Here is a 15,230-nt window from a genome sequence, read left to right as displayed (position 1 = left end):
AGGCGAAGGCTAGATGCCGTTGTAGAAGTCGATAACATCGCCTTCTTTCACGGTCACGACGGCTTTTTTGCCGTGGGCGCGACGGCCCGAGATGGACCCACCCTTCGTGAACTTAGATTTGATCTTGCCGTTCGTGCGCATGGTGCTGATGCCAGTCACCGTTACGCCGTAGAACTGCTCGATGTCTTTCTTGATCTGAACCTTGTTCGCGGTACGCTCTACTTCGAAAACGTACTGACCTTTTTCATTCAGGCCCGTGGCCTTCTCGGTCACGATTGGTTTCTTCAGTGTGCTCATTACTCAGCGACGGTATAAAGTTGTTCCAACGACTTCAGGCCGTCCTCTGACAGCAGCAGCGTATCCGTGTTCAGCAGGTCGTGGGTATTCAGAGCAACGGGCGTAGCCACGGTTACACGCTGAATGTTACGAGCGGACAGAACTACATTTTTGTCTACTTCGCCAGTTACCAGGAGGGTCTTTTTGCCGTTGTTCAGCTTGAGGCCGTTCAGGATGCTGAGGAAGTCTTTGGTCTTAGGAGCCGACAGAGTGATGTTCTCTACCAAGGCTACTTTGCCATCTTTAGCCAAGCTCGAAAGAGCTGACAGACGAGCAAGACGCTTAGTTTTTTTGTTAAGCTTGAAGCCGTAGTCACGGGGCTCAGGACCGAATACACGGCCACCACCGATGAACACTGGCGACTTCATGCTACCAGCACGAGCACCGCCGGTGCCTTTCTGCTTCTTCAATTTCTTGGTAGTACCGTGCACTTCATTGCGCTGCTTCGACTTGTGCGTACCCTGGCGCTGATTGGCCAAGTACTGCTTCACGTCGAGATACATCACGTGCTCGTTAGGCTCCAGACCGAATACGGCTTCCGGCAGCATTACCTTGCGACCGGTGTCTTCACCCTTGATGTTATATACTGACAGTTCCATCTTCAAGGTTATTTTTCCAGGACCACGAAAGAGTTCTTGGCACCGGGAATCGAACCACTCACCAGGATGAGGTTCTTGTCGGCTACCACGCGCATCACCTTTAAGTTCTGCACTTTCACCCGGTCGTTACCCATGCGGCCACCCATGCGCATCCCTTTGAATACGCGCGAAGGCCACGAGCAGGCACCAATAGAACCAGGGTGACGTAGACGGTTGTGCTGACCGTGGGTCTGCCCGCCTACACCGGCAAAGTTGTAACGCTTAACAACGCCCTGAAAGCCTTTGCCTTTCGAGGTGCCTACTACGTCAACAAACTCACCCTCCTCGAAGGAAGAAGCGTTGATTTCAGCGCCGGCAACGTACGTAGACTCTGTATCAAGGCGGAACTCAACTAATTTTCTTTTGGGGGTAGTACCGGCTTTCGCGAAGTGACCAGCCAAGGCTTTGGTGGTGTTCTTTGCTTTTTTCTCGCCGTACCCGAGCTGGACAGCTGTATAGCCATCCTTGTCGATAGTCTTAACCTGCGTCACTATGCACGGACCCGCTTCGATGAGCGTGCAAGGGATGTTTTTCCCGTCCGGAGTGAAGAGGCTTGTCATACCGATCTTTTTACCGATGATGCCAGGCATTCTGTTTTAGTTTAGTAAAAGACACAGAAGAAAACGCCCGAGTGGCGTTTTCGTAATGGGAGTGCAAAGCTAGGAAATTGTTACGAGAATTAACAGCGTCATTCTTAAATATTTTCACTGTCACGACTTTAGCTCCAAACGCATGATTTGCCATGAGCTAGTTAGTGCCATGTAATTGGGTTTTTCCAACTAAGCTCAAAGAATAACCATTCCCACGTTGTAAAAAAAATACCCTACTGGCTCGAAAGCCGGTAGGGTATCACCTAATCAGTCGACAGCCTCAGTCCTCAGACTTTGATTTCAACGTCAACGCCGCTTGGCAATTCAAGCTTCATTAGTGCATCTACGGTTTTCGACGAAGTCGAGTAGATGTCAACGAGACGCTTGTAAGTGCAGAGCTGGAATTGCTCACGCGACTTCTTATTCACGTGGGGGGAGCGAAGAACGGTGAACTTCTCTTTGTCGGTCGGCAATGGAATGGGGCCGCTTACGATAGCGCCCGTAGCCTTCACCGCCTTCACGATCTTCTCCGACGATTTGTCCACTAAATTGTGGTCGTAGGATTTGAGTTTAATGCGAATTTTCTGGTTCATGTCTTATGTGTGAAAGCGGATTAGCGGATAGCGTTACCCTTTTGCTTGGCAATGATTCCTTCGGCAAGGTTTTGCGGCACCTGATCGTAGTGCGAGAAAGTCAACGAAGCCGAAGCACGACCTGAAGAAATCGTACGCAGGGTAGTTACGTAGCCGAATAGCTCGGACAGCGGAACGTCGGCTTTGATAACCTGAGCACCACCTTTGGTGTCCATGCCTTTCATGATGCCGCGGCGACGGTTCAAGTCACCCGTTACCGGACCGGTGTATTCATCTGGCGAAACCACTTCTACTGCCATTATGGGCTCGAGCAATTTCGGACCAGCTTTCTTGCCTGCTTCACGGAAACCACCACGAGCTGCGAGTTCGAACGACAGAGCGTCCGAGTCAACATCGTGATAAGAACCGAAGAACAGACGAACACGCATACCCTCAATAGGGAAGCCTGCCAATGGGCCGTTCTTCATAGCCTCTTCGAAGCCTTTCTGAACTGGCGAAATGAATTCGCGAGGGATGACACCACCCGTGATATCGTTCACGAACTCCAGACCTGGCTTCTCTGGATCAGTTAGTTTTGGACCGAGTTCGAATACAATGTCACCGAACTTACCACGACCACCAGTCTGCTTCTTGTAAGTCTCGCGGTGCTCAACCGTTTTGGTAAGTATTTCTTTGTAAGCAACCATTGGAGCACCCTGGTTGATTTCCACCTTAAACTCCCGACGCATACGGTCGATGATGATTTCGAGGTGAAGCTCGCCCATACCTTTCAGTACGGTCTGGCCCGTTTCAGGGTCAGTCTGCACGACGAGGGTAGGATCTTCTTCCACCAGTTTGGCAATGGCCATACCCATCTTATCGACGTCGGCCTGAGTTTTAGGCTCAATAGCGTAGCCAATAACCGGCTCGGGGAACGACATCGACTCGAGCACAATGCGCGACTTCTCGTCGGTCAATGTATCACCTGTCTTTATGTCTTTGAAACCCACACCAGCAGCAATATCACCAGCTTGGATTTTATCAATCGGGTTTTGCTTGTTAGAGTGCATCTGCATAAGGCGCGAGATACGCTCCTTCTTGCCCGTGCGGTTGTTGAACACATACGAACCAGCATCCAACACGCCGCTATAACAGCGGAAGAAGCACAAACGACCTACGAAGGGGTCAGTAGCAATTTTGAATGCCAGTGCGGTGAAAGGCTCGTCGTTATCAGGGTGACGCTCCAATTCGGCACCGGTATCAGGATCGGTACCAATGATGGCCGGCATGTCGAGAGGCGAAGGCAAGTAAGCCATTACACCGTCGAGCATCGACTGAACACCTTTGTTTTTGAAGGCCGAGCCGCACATTACGGGCGAGAACTTCATGTCGATAACCGCTTGACGGATAACAACCATCATTTCCTCGCGCGTGATGCTGTCCGGATCATCAAAGAATTTCTCTAGCAGAACCTCGTCGTATTCCGCAACGCTTTCTACTAGCTTCTGACGCCATTCAGCCACGGTGTCCACCAGATCCTCGGGAACGGGAATCTCATGGTACGACTTGCCTTGGGTAGCATCATCCCATACGATAGCTTTACCAGTTAGCAAGTCAACAACACCTTTGAAAGTGTCTTCGGCTCCGATTGGAATCTGCAACGGCACGGGGTTAGCACCTAGCTTCTCCTTGATTTCGTTAACCGCCTTGAAGAAGTCAGCACCAGCACGGTCCATCTTGTTGACGAAGCAGATGCGGGGCACTTTGTACTTGTCAGCCTGACGCCATACGGTTTCCGACTGCGGCTCTACACCCGATACGGCGCAGAACAGAGCAACAGCACCATCGAGAACCCGCAACGAGCGTTCAACTTCTACGGTGAAGTCAACGTGGCCGGGAGTGTCAATCAGGTTGATTTTATACTGCTTGGTGTCTGGAGTCGGATCACCTTGCTCGTTGGTAGGATAGTTCCAGAACGTAGTAGTGGCAGCCGACGTGATAGTGATACCACGCTCCTGCTCCTGCTCCATCCAGTCCATCGTGGCGGCACCTTCGTGCACTTCCCCGATTTTGTGGGTCTTACCGGTATAGTAAAGAATGCGCTCCGAGGTTGTGGTCTTACCGGCGTCGATGTGCGCCATAATCCCAATGTTGCGGAGGTATTGCAGGTCTTTGTTAACAGCCATGTCCTTTATATGAGGGAATGAGAGATTGAGTGAATAAGTGATTGTCGAGTTTGTGGTCTTAACCATTAAACTCATTCACTCATTCACTCAAGCACTCATTTTTTTAGAAGCGGAAGTGCGAGAAGGCTTTGTTGGCCTCAGCCATCCGGTGCGTATCGTCTTTTTTCTTGACGGCAGCACCTTCGCCTTTAGCGGCAGCGATGATTTCGCCAGCCAGCTTGTCTTTCATGGTTTTCTCACCACGACGACGAGCGTATTGAATCAGCCACTTAGCACCTACCGAAATCCGACGGTCGGGGCGAACTTCGATTGGAACTTGGAAGGTAGCACCACCTACGCGGCGGCTCTTAACTTCTACGGTTGGCATCACGTTGTTCAAGGCTTTGCGCCACATTTCAACGCCGCTTTCTTTGGTGCGCTGCTCCACTAGGTCGCAAGCATCATAGAAGATGGTATAGGCCAGGTTTTTCTTCCCGTCGTACATCATGTAGTTGACGAAACGGGTTACTAGCGTCTCCTTGTACTTAGGGTCGGGCAGGAGGATGCGCTTCTTTGGTTTTGACTTTCTCATGGGTATAGAAATGAGTTGAGGCAAGGGGAAGTGGGATAAGAACCATGTGCTATCCAGCACTTCGCGTTACCTCACTCGGTTTCGATTACTTCTTCTTAGCTCCTGGTTTGCCGCCCTTGCCTGCTGCAGCAGCTGGTTGACCGGGCTTCGGACGCTTAGCGCCATATTTAGAGCGACGCTGCGTACGACCGTTTACACCGGCAGTATCCAAAGCACCACGGATGATGTGGTAACGTACGCCGGGCAAGTCTTTCACGCGGCCACCACGAATCAGCACGATGCTGTGCTCCTGCAGGTTGTGGCCTTCGCCTGGAATGTAGGCGTTGACTTCCTTGCCATTGGTGAGGCGCACACGAGCTACTTTACGCATAGCCGAGTTCGGCTTCTTGGGCGTGGTGGTGTATACGCGGGTGCAAACGCCACGGCGCTGCGGGCACGAATCAAGAGCCGGCGACTTCGACTTCGTCGTCAGCTTCTCGCGGCCTTTTCGTACTAACTGATTGATGGTAGGCATTTAATGTATGTTTTGTCAAGGAGGGTTCTCTCCCAAAAAATTAGGCTTGCAAAGGTATAGAAGTTGAGTTGAAATAGCAAACGGGTTGAAATAGATAATTTTAGAGATACTCACTGGCCTAGATTCCGCTCCCTATTCGACGTTTTAAACCTCGATTCAGATTGGTACTAAACAAGAAAACGCTCCTGCTTATGTCTAGAAGCGTTTTCCTTGTTGGAGTATTTGCCGAAGCTACGCCTCCCCTATTTTTCCACCGAATCCCATTGGGTAATTGGGCGCATCCTGCTGCGCCTTAATAGTGCCGAACGCCTGTTCAAACCGCTCGATGTTTTCGCCTAGCGCAGCATGTAGCCGCTTCGCATGCTCAGGCGTGATGACAATGCGGGCCTTCACCTTGGCCTTAGGCAAGCCGGGCATCAACCGAATGAAGTCGATAACAAACTCGCTGCTGCTGTGCGCAATCATGGCGAGGTTGGCGTATTCACCTTCCGCTATTTCTTCGGAGAGTTCGATGTTGATGGCGTTGGGGTCTTGCGGTACGTTCGGGTCGGGCTGTTGGGGTTGGTTCATGTAATATTAGTTGAGTTGGAAATGCTAAAGATTTGTTACTGCATGGTTAATGGCAATGGGCGCATGTTTCTCACTTACTCTATTTGCGGAGCCACGAAAACGCCTTATACAATCCTAGTAATAGTGGCAAGAAAAGCACAAAAAATAATACTTTACCGTCATCATCCCATATTTGTGCTGAAGCGAGAGCTAGAATCCAAGCAAGCACCAACCCAATGGTACGGTAAGTTGGGTTGTTTTTCAGCACTAGAAATAAAGCTATGGCGAAGCCAATGATTAATATAAAGGCCGTTATAAAGGTCATTATCGACCCCACAAGCCCTAAAATATATTCGTCGCTTAAAAGCAATGAGAGAATCATACTCTGCAAAATATGTGAAACTCCTACAAAGAAAAAGCCGGCCGAATTACTCCGGCCGGCTTTCCTTTATTTGCTTAATGCAGGACTAGTCCTGAACCGATTCGCGGCGTGAGGCGCGAGCCGTACGCTTGGCGGGAGCCACAACATCGTCGGCTTTTGGCGACTGAAGTGCCTCCAGTTCCTCTTTCGAGCCGACAATCTGGCGAGTGTATTCGCGCAGACCGGTACCGGCCGGAATGAGGTGACCAACGATTACGTTCTCCTTCAGGCCCAACAACTCGTCGGCTTTGCCACGGATGGCAGCTTCCGACAGCACCTTGGTCGTTTCCTGGAAGGATGCGGCCGAGATGAACGATTGGGTACCCAACGAAGCCTGCGTGATACCCTGCAAAGTTGGGCGAGACACGGACGGCTGTGCGTCGCGTACTTCTACCAATTGCAAGTCGCGGCGGCGCAGGCTGGAGTTTTCGTCGCGTAGGCGGCGGGCACTCACAATCTGGCCGGGCTTCAGGTTTGGCGAGTCGCCGGCTACAGTTACCACCTTCATGTCGATGATGGTGTCGTTCTCCTCCATGAAGATAATCTTGTCGATTACCTGGTTTTCGAGGAACGACGTGTCACCGGCATCCAGAATCACAACTTTCTGCATCATCTGGCGAACTACCACCTCGATGTGCTTGTCGTTGATTTTCACACCCTGCAAGCGGTATACTTCCTGAATCTCGTTCACAAGGTATTCCTGCACCGCACCCGGACCCTGAATGTTTAAGATGTCGGATGGCGTGATAGCACCGTCGGAGAGTGGCATACCGGCCCGGATGAAGTCGTTGTCCTGTACCAGGATGTGCTTGGACAGCGGCACCATGTACTTCTTCTTGACGCCGTCTTTCGACTCCACGAAGATTTCACGGTTACCACGCTTCACGGTACCATACGTTACCACACCGTCGATTTCCGACACAACGGCCGGGTTCGAAGGGTTACGTGCTTCGAAGAGCTCGGTAACGCGGGGTAAACCACCGGTAATGTCGCGGGTTTTGCCTACGGCACGCGGAATCTTAGCTAGAATGTAACCAGCCTTGATTTTCTGGCCATTTTCCACATTCAAGTGAGAGCCTACCGGGATGCTGTAGCCACGCTGACCTTCTTCTTCGCCCTTCTTACCAGGGCGAATAATGATGGACGGGTTCTGATCCTTAGCCTTCGATTCGATAATCACTTTCTCACGGTGACCGGTCTGTTCATCCGACTCCTCACGGTAGGTAATACCTTCCGTTATGGCATCGTACTGAACCGTACCATCGAACTCTGCCAGGATGACGGCGTTATAAGGGTCCCAATTGCAAAGCTCAGCGCCCTTCTCCACTTCCTGACCTTCCTGCACGAGCAGGAACGAGCCGTATGGAACGTGGTTGGAGATGAACACTTTGCCGGTGCCTTTCTCCACGATACGTACTTCGCCCGAGCGACCCATTACAACAGTTGCAGTTTCACCATCACTGTTCACGGAGTCCACCGTGCGGATATCCTCGAACTCGACAACACCAGCAAACTTGGCTTTGAGGCTGGCTTCTACCGCAATGTTAGAAGCTGTACCACCTACGTGGAAAGTACGCAGGGTCAGCTGAGTACCAGGCTCACCGATAGACTGCGCGGCAATTACACCAACGGCTTCACCCTTCTGGACCATGCGGCCCGACGACAGGTTACGGCCATAGCACTTGGCGCAGATACCACGCTTCGATTCGCACGTCAGTACCGAACGGATTTCCACCGATTCAATACTAGCATTGTCGATACGACGTGTGATGTCTTCTATGATTTCCTCGCCAGCGGCCAAGATTACCTCGTCCGTTACCGGATCAATGATATCGTGTACCGCTACACGGCCAAGGATACGCTCCGACAGCGGCTCTACCACGTCCTCGTTATCCTTTAGAGCGAAGGTTTCGATACCGCGCAGGGTACCACAGTCGTTCTCGTTTACGATAACGTCCTGCGATACGTCTACCAGACGACGAGTCAGGTAGCCAGCATCAGCCGTTTTCAGTGCCGTATCAGCAAGGCCTTTACGAGCACCGTGGGTTGAAATAAAGTACTCGATAACGTCTAGACCTTCTTTGAAGTTAGACAGAATCGGGTTTTCGATAATCTCACCTACTGAACCTTGCAACGACTTCTGTGGCTTGGCCATCAGACCCCGCATACCGCCGAGCTGACGAATCTGCTCACGCGAACCACGGGCGCCGGAGTGCATCATCATGTAAATCGAGTTGAAGCCCTGGTCCTCTTTTTCAAGACGGCCCATGAGGGTTTCAGTGATTTGGTTGTTGATGCGGGTCCAGATATCGATAACCTGGTTGTAACGCTCGTTGTCGGTAATCAGACCCATCTGGTAGTTCTGAGTCACGGCCTTCACGTCGTTCTGCGCTTGCAGAATCAGGGCATCTTTCTCTTTCGGGATGTTGATGTCGCCTAAGCCCATCGACAGACCACCTTTGTAAGCCGACTGGAAGCCGAGCGTCTTGATGTCGTCGAGGAACTGAGCAGTGCGAGCCATACCGGTCCGCTTGAACACCATCGAAATGATTTGCTGCAGCTTCTTCTTGGTCAACAGCTCATCCACGAAACCTACTTCCGTTGGTACGAGCTGGTTGAACAGCACGCGGCCAGCTACAGTCTCGATGATCTTCGTAACGAGGTTATCGTTCTCGTCGCGAACCTGCGTGCGCACCTTAATATAGGCGTGCTTCGAGAGTTGACCTTCGTTGATAGCAATAACAACTTCCTCGTCCGAGTAGAACATGCGGCCTTCGCCTTGGATGCTCTCGTCGGGAGTGCTGCGCTTGCCTTTGGTTACGTAGTACAAGCCAAGAACCATGTCCTGCGACGGTACCGCAATGGGCGCGCCGTTGGCCGGGTTCAGGATGTTGTGCGACGCTAGCATGAGCATAGAGGCTTCCAGAATAGCGGCTGGTCCGAGGGGAACGTGCACAGCCATTTGGTCACCGTCAAAGTCAGCGTTGAAAGCGGTACACACCAGTGGGTGCAGCTGAATAGCTTTGCCCTCAATGAGGCGCGGCTGGAACGCTTGGATACCCAAGCGGTGCAAGGTAGGAGCACGGTTCAGCAGGACCGGGTGGCCCTTCAGTACGTTCTCCAGGATGTCCCATACCACAGCGTCTTTGCGGTCAACGATTTTCTTCGCCGACTTCACCGTCTTCACGATGCCGCGCTCGATGAGCTTACGGATAATGAACGGCTTGAACAGCTCAGCAGCCATGTTCTTAGGCAGACCGCACTCGTGCAGTTTCAGCTCGGGGCCTACCACAATAACCGAACGGCCAGAGTAGTCGACACGCTTACCGAGCAAGTTCTGACGGAAGCGACCCTGTTTGCCTTTCAGCATATCGGACAGCGACTTCAGGGCACGGTTACCTTCAGCACGCACGGCATTCACCTTACGCGAGTTGTCGAACAGCGAGTCAACAGCTTCCTGCAACATGCGCTTCTCGTTCCGCAGGATTACTTCAGGCGCTTTGATTTCGATCAGGCGCTTGAGGCGGTTGTTCCGGATGATAACGCGACGGTACAAGTCGTTCAAGTCGGAAGTAGCGAAACGGCCACCATCCAACGGCACGAGAGGACGCAGTTCCGGTGGAATTACCGGCACCATGCGGATTACCATCCACTCAGGCTTGTTCTCTACACGGGTGGCAGCGTCACGGAAAGCTTCTACTACACGCAGACGCTTCAACGCTTCAGCCTTACGCTGCTGCGAAGTCTCGTGCGCAGCAGAGTCACGCAGCGAGTACGATAGTTCATCGAGGTTAATACGCTCCAACAGGAGTTGCAGCGCGTCGGCCCCCATGCGGGCAATGAATTTATTCGGGTCCTCGTTTGGCAGCATCTGGTTCTCCCGGGGGAGTTTGTCGATGATGTCGAGGTACTCGTCTTCCGTGAGGAAGTCGAGTTGCTGCACGCCTTCTTCGGCGAGCACACCCGGCTGCACTACTACGTAGCGCTCATAATAGATAATCTGGTCGAGCTTCTTGGTAGGCAAGCCTAGCAAGTAGCCGATCTTGTTGGGCAGGGACTTGAAGTACCAGATGTGCGCAACGGGCACCACCAGTTCGATGTGGCCCATCCGCTCCCGACGTACTTTCTTTTCAGTCACCTCCACGCCGCAACGGTCGCAGATGATGCCTTTGTACCGGATGCGCTTGTATTTACCGCAGTGGCATTCCCAATCCTTTACCGGACCGAAAATACGCTCGCAGAACAAGCCACCCATTTCGGGCTTGTACGTCCGGTAGTTAATCGTCTCCGGCTTCACCACCTCCCCGTTCGACCGCTCCAGAATGGATTCGGGCGAGGCCAGCGAGATAGTGACTTTCGAGAAGTCCTGTACCAGTTTTTTGTTTTTTGCAAACGCCATGTAGAGAAGCTGTTAGCTGTTGGCTTTGTGGGCTGCTTTGAATGATCGGCTCTTCTTAAGAAAAGTCCGAAAAACCAAAACAGTTCGACTCTGATAAAAGTGCTCTGCAGACCGGATAGGTACGTCGTACAGCAGGTTTTACTAGGTCTTGTTGATACTATGGTCTGTCTTTCAATAAATGCAAACCTCGCTACGGCCAGATGCTTCCGGAAATTGTTGCCGCTCTGACCTATCTCGGAACGGCTCCGGCAGCAACTGCAATCAGCTATTCCGACCGCAGACTTTATCTATTGAACAAGTAGCTGCCGGTACCGAAGCACCGACAGCTACTTATCAACAAGCGTTACTCTAGCGTGATTTCCAGGGCCAGACCACGCAGCTCGTGAATGAGTACGTTGAACGACTCGGGGATATTCGGCTTCGGCAACACGTCACCTTTTACAATAGCCTCATACGCTTTGGCACGGCCTACCACGTCATCCGACTTTACCGTCAGGATTTCCTGGAGCACGTTGGAAGCACCGAACGCCTCAAGCGCCCATACTTCCATTTCGCCGAAGCGCTGACCACCAAACTGCGCCTTACCACCCAGCGGTTGCTGCGTGATGAGCGAGTACGGCCCGATAGAACGAGCGTGCATCTTGTCATCAACAAGGTGACCCAGCTTCAGCATGTAAATCACACCAACCGTTACCGGCTGGTCGAAACGCTGACCAGTCAGACCGTCGTGCAGATACGCACGACCAAAGTGCGGCAAGCCAGCTTCCGCCAGTTCTTTTGATACTTCCTCTTCGGTAGCACCGTCAAAAATTGGGGTAGCGTAGGTGCGACCCAGCTTGAGGCCGGCCCAGCCCAATACCGTCTCGTAAATCTGACCGATGTTCATCCGGCTTGGTACACCAAGCGGGTTGAGCACGATGTCCATTGGCGTACCATCTGGCAGGAACGGCATATCCTCATCGCGCACGATGCGGGCTACCACCCCTTTGTTACCGTGACGACCAGCCATTTTATCACCCACCTTCAGCTTACGCTTCTTGGCGATGTACACTTTGGCTAGCTGCACGATGCCTGCTGGCAATTCGTCGCCTACTTCCAGCGTGAACCGGTCGCGCTTGAAACGAGCCGTAATGGTGTTGCGGCGCTTGGCGTAGTTTTTCACCAGCTGCGTCACCATCGTGTTTACGCGAGCATCAGAAGTCCAACCTTCAAGAACCAAGTCCTTGAACATGTTCACTTCTTCTGGCACGGCGTAGTTGCTCTCGTCCTTGTAAGGGTTCTTCTCAGGGAACAACGCCTCAGCAATGTTCTTTTTCCCGAATTTTACGCCCTTCGACAGGATTTCGTCGCCGAACTTGTGCTTCACTCCTTGCGAAGTTTTGCCTTCCAGCAACTGTACCAGCTTGTCGACCATTACAACCTTCACAGCACGAAGCTCCTTGGCGTAAGCGTCCTTCAGCTCTTCCACTTCCTTCTTCGACTTGGCCCGGAGGTTTTTGTCTTTCTTAGGACGTGAGAACAGCTTGGTGCCGATAACTACACCGTTCAAGGATGGCGGCGCCTTAAGCGAAGCATCCTTCACGTCGCCGGCTTTGTCACCAAAGATGGCACGGAGCAGCTTCTCTTCCGGCGTCGGGTCCGTCTCGCCTTTCGGCGTGATTTTACCGATCAGAATGTCACCTTCCTTGACCTCAGCACCCAAACGGATAATACCGTTGTCGTCGAGGTTACGGACAGCTTCTTCGCTCACGTTCGGAATTTCCGACGTCAGCTCTTCTTCACCACGCTTGGTTTCGCGCACTTCCAACTCGAACTCCTCGATGTGAATCGAAGTGAAAATATCGTCGCGCACTACTTTCTCGGAGATGACGATGGCATCCTCGAAGTTGTACCCCTGCCATGGCATAAACGCCACCTGCATATTACGGCCGAGGGCCAGTTCCCCTTTATTGGTACCGTAGCCTTCGCAGAGCACTTGGCCTTTCGCTACCCGCTCACCGGTCTTCACCAGCGGCGTTAGGTTAATGCAGGTATCCTGGTTGGTGCGGCGGAACTTGATGAGGTCGTACGAAATCTTCTCAGCATCGAAGCTTACGAGGATATCGTCTTCCGTCAAGTCGTAGCGTACCACGATGCGGTTAGCATCTACGTAGTCGATTACACCGTCACCTTCCGCTACCACGAGGGTGCGAGAGTCGCTGGCTACGCGGCCTTCCAGACCAGTGCCCACAATCGGAGCCTCGGCTTTTAGCAGCGGAACTGCTTGCCGCTGCATGTTCGAACCCATCAGGGCACGGTTGGCGTCATCGTGCTCCAGGAACGGAATCAGCGAAGCAGCAACCGATACAATCTGGTTAGGAGCTACGTCCATGTAGCTGTACTCCGAAGGACCTACAACCGGGAAGTCACCTTCGAAACGACCTTTTACAAGCTCGTTTGTGAAGTTGCCTTCTTCATCGATGCGGGCGTTAGCCTGCGCGATGTGGTGCGTGTCTTCTTCTTCAGCCGTCAGGTATTTCACGTTCGAGCTAACGTCAACCTTGCCGCCCTCTACGTTGCGGTAAGGCGTCTCGATGAAACCCATCGAGTTAACCCGAGCGTGCACGCAAAGCGACGAAATCAGACCGATGTTCGGTCCTTCCGGCGTTTCGATGGTGCACAGACGGCCGTAGTGGGTGTAGTGAACGTCACGTACTTCGAAACCAGCCCGCTCGCGCGACAGACCTCCTGGCCCGAGTGCCGATACGCGACGCTTGTGCGTCACCTCGGCCAGCGGATTAGTCTGGTCCATGAACTGCGAAAGCTGATTGGTACCGAAGAACGAGTTGATTACGCTCGACAAAGTACGAGCGTTGATCAAGTCAACTGGCTTGAAGTCCTCGTTGTCACGCACGTTCATGCGCTCCTTGATGGTACGCGCCATACGGGCCAGACCTACGCCAAACTGAGCGTACAGCTGCTCCCCTACCGTGCGGACACGACGGTTGCTCAAGTGGTCAATGTCATCGACAATGGCCTTCGAGTTGATCAGACCAATCAGGTACTTCACAATCAGAACAATGTCCTGGTTGGTCAATACCCGAGCCTCTTGGCTCATATCGATGCCAAGCTTCTTATTGATACGGTAGCGGCCTACGTCACCGAGGTCGTAGCGCTTATCCGAGAAGAACAGCTTCTGGATGATGTCGCGGGCAGTTTCTTCGTCAGGAGCCTCCGTGTTTCGGAGTTGACGGTAGATCTGCTCAACGGCTTCTTTCTCCGAGTTGGAGTTATCCTTTTGAAGCGTGTTGTATATGATTGCGAAGTCCGCAATGTTCACGTTCTCCTTATGCAGAATCACCGACTTAGGGCCTGCATTGAGAATCGTTTCGATGTCGTCTTCCTGAATAGTCGAGTCGCGCTCCAGTAACACTTCGTTACGGTCGATAGAAACCACTTCTCCGGTATCCTCGTCCACGAAGTCTTCCGTCCAGGTGCGCAGCACCCGGGCAGCCAACTTGCGGCCCACTGCGCGCTTCAGATTCTTGCGGTCAGCCTTCACCTCTTCCGACAGCCCGAACAAGTCGAGGATGTCTTTGTCGGTACCATAACCGATGGCGCGGAGCAGCGTAGTAACCGGAAACTTCTTCTTCCGGTCGATGTAAGCGTACATCACGTTGTTCACGTCCGTGGCAAACTCAATCCACGAGCCTTTGAACGGGATGATACGAGCTGAGTACAGCTTCGTACCGTTGGTGTGCTTGCTTTGCGCAAAGAACACTCCCGGCGAACGGTGCAGCTGCGATACAATAACACGCTCAGCACCGTTGATAACGAACGAGCCTTTCTCGGTCATGTAAGGGATATTCCCCAAGAACACTTCCTGCTCGATCGTCTCGAAATCCTCGTTGTCCGTGTCATTGCAGACCAGGCGCAACTTAGCTTTCAGTGGCACTGAATACGTCAAGCCACGGTCAATACACTCATCTACCGAATATTTCGGAGGATCTACGTGATAGTCGATAAAGGTTAGAACAAAGTTCTCGCGAGAATCCGAAATCGGAAAGTTCTCGGCGAACACCTTGAAAAGGCCCTCATCAGTGCGGTTTTCGGCAGCCGTCTCCAATTGGAAGAAGTCCATGAACGAGCGAACCTGCACGTCCAGGAAATCCGGATACTCGATAACCTTTTTAATCTTGGCAAAATTGATCCGCTCGTCAGCGGCCTGCAGCTTCTGCAATGCAGTTTGTGCGTTCGGTGTAGCCAATGTATGTGGGGTTAAAAAATGACACTGGGAAAGCACTGACTCACCAAAATAATTTTGGTGACAAATTATCGGCAAGCCGTCTGAAAGCTTACTTAGCCGATACACAGAAGCGCGAAGCAGAACTTCACGCATCAGGGTCCGTAGGCACAAAAAGCCGCAAAGCGGCGTGCAAACGGACTTCAGTATAGTTTGTTGCCTACAAACAGGA

At 52.3% G+C, this 15,230-nt stretch carries 11 protein-coding genes; all 11 read right to left on the bottom strand.

The genetic code is table 11. From position 1 onward, the window contains the following. Nucleotides 1-9: 9 nt before the first annotated feature. On the bottom strand, nt 10-297 hold the full coding sequence (gene rplW / locus VF639_RS01095; RefSeq protein WP_277231398.1) for a 50S ribosomal protein L23: 288 nt from the start codon (nt 295-297) through the stop codon (nt 10-12). Continuing rightward, a complete protein-coding gene (rplD, locus tag VF639_RS01090; RefSeq protein WP_331144043.1) occupies nt 297-935 on the bottom strand; it encodes a 50S ribosomal protein L4 in 639 nt (212 codons plus the stop codon). Before rplD ends, rplW begins: the two co-directional genes overlap by 1 nt. Before the next feature lie 8 nt (nt 936-943). Further along, nucleotides 944-1,564 carry a 50S ribosomal protein L3 gene (rplC, locus tag VF639_RS01085; RefSeq protein WP_331144042.1) on the bottom strand — a complete coding sequence of 207 codons (621 nt, stop codon included), beginning with the start codon at nt 1,562-1,564 and terminating at the stop codon, nt 944-946. 287 nt (nt 1,565-1,851) lie between these two features. Continuing rightward, nucleotides 1,852-2,157 (bottom strand): 30S ribosomal protein S10, encoded by a 306-nt coding sequence (gene rpsJ / locus VF639_RS01080; RefSeq protein WP_022822123.1) that lies wholly within the window; start codon nt 2,155-2,157, stop codon nt 1,852-1,854. 20 nt (nt 2,158-2,177) lie between these two features. After that, nucleotides 2,178-4,322: an elongation factor G gene (gene fusA / locus VF639_RS01075; protein WP_331144041.1), complete on the bottom strand. Its 2,145-nt coding sequence runs from the start codon at nt 4,320-4,322 to the stop codon at nt 2,178-2,180. A gap of 103 nt (nt 4,323-4,425) precedes the next feature. Then, the gene (gene rpsG / locus VF639_RS01070) at nt 4,426-4,893 is read right to left on the bottom strand and encodes a 30S ribosomal protein S7 (protein ID WP_206981605.1); all 468 of its coding nucleotides are present in this window, start codon (nt 4,891-4,893) and stop codon (nt 4,426-4,428) included. An 85-nt stretch (nt 4,894-4,978) separates the two neighbouring features. Then, nucleotides 4,979-5,407: a 30S ribosomal protein S12 gene (rpsL, locus tag VF639_RS01065; protein WP_022822120.1), complete on the bottom strand. Its 429-nt coding sequence runs from the start codon at nt 5,405-5,407 to the stop codon at nt 4,979-4,981. 231 nt (nt 5,408-5,638) lie between these two features. Then, the gene (locus VF639_RS01060) at nt 5,639-5,977 is read right to left on the bottom strand and encodes a DUF3467 domain-containing protein (protein ID WP_331144040.1); all 339 of its coding nucleotides are present in this window, start codon (nt 5,975-5,977) and stop codon (nt 5,639-5,641) included. Between the two features lie 79 nt (nt 5,978-6,056). Then, a complete protein-coding gene (locus VF639_RS01055) occupies nt 6,057-6,338 on the bottom strand; it encodes a hypothetical protein (RefSeq protein WP_331144039.1) in 282 nt (93 codons plus the stop codon). An 85-nt stretch (nt 6,339-6,423) separates the two neighbouring features. Next, nucleotides 6,424-10,776: a DNA-directed RNA polymerase subunit beta' gene (gene rpoC, locus VF639_RS01050; protein WP_331144038.1), complete on the bottom strand. Its 4,353-nt coding sequence runs from the start codon at nt 10,774-10,776 to the stop codon at nt 6,424-6,426. A gap of 343 nt (nt 10,777-11,119) precedes the next feature. Beyond that, the gene (gene rpoB / locus VF639_RS01045) at nt 11,120-15,022 is read right to left on the bottom strand and encodes a DNA-directed RNA polymerase subunit beta (protein WP_414654645.1); all 3,903 of its coding nucleotides are present in this window, start codon (nt 15,020-15,022) and stop codon (nt 11,120-11,122) included. Nucleotides 15,023-15,230 lie beyond the last annotated feature (208 nt).

It is taken from the genome of Hymenobacter sp., from assembly GCF_036387835.1.
Taxonomy (GTDB): domain Bacteria; phylum Bacteroidota; class Bacteroidia; order Cytophagales; family Hymenobacteraceae; genus Hymenobacter.
This window is presented reverse-complemented; position numbering and strand designations above follow the sequence as displayed.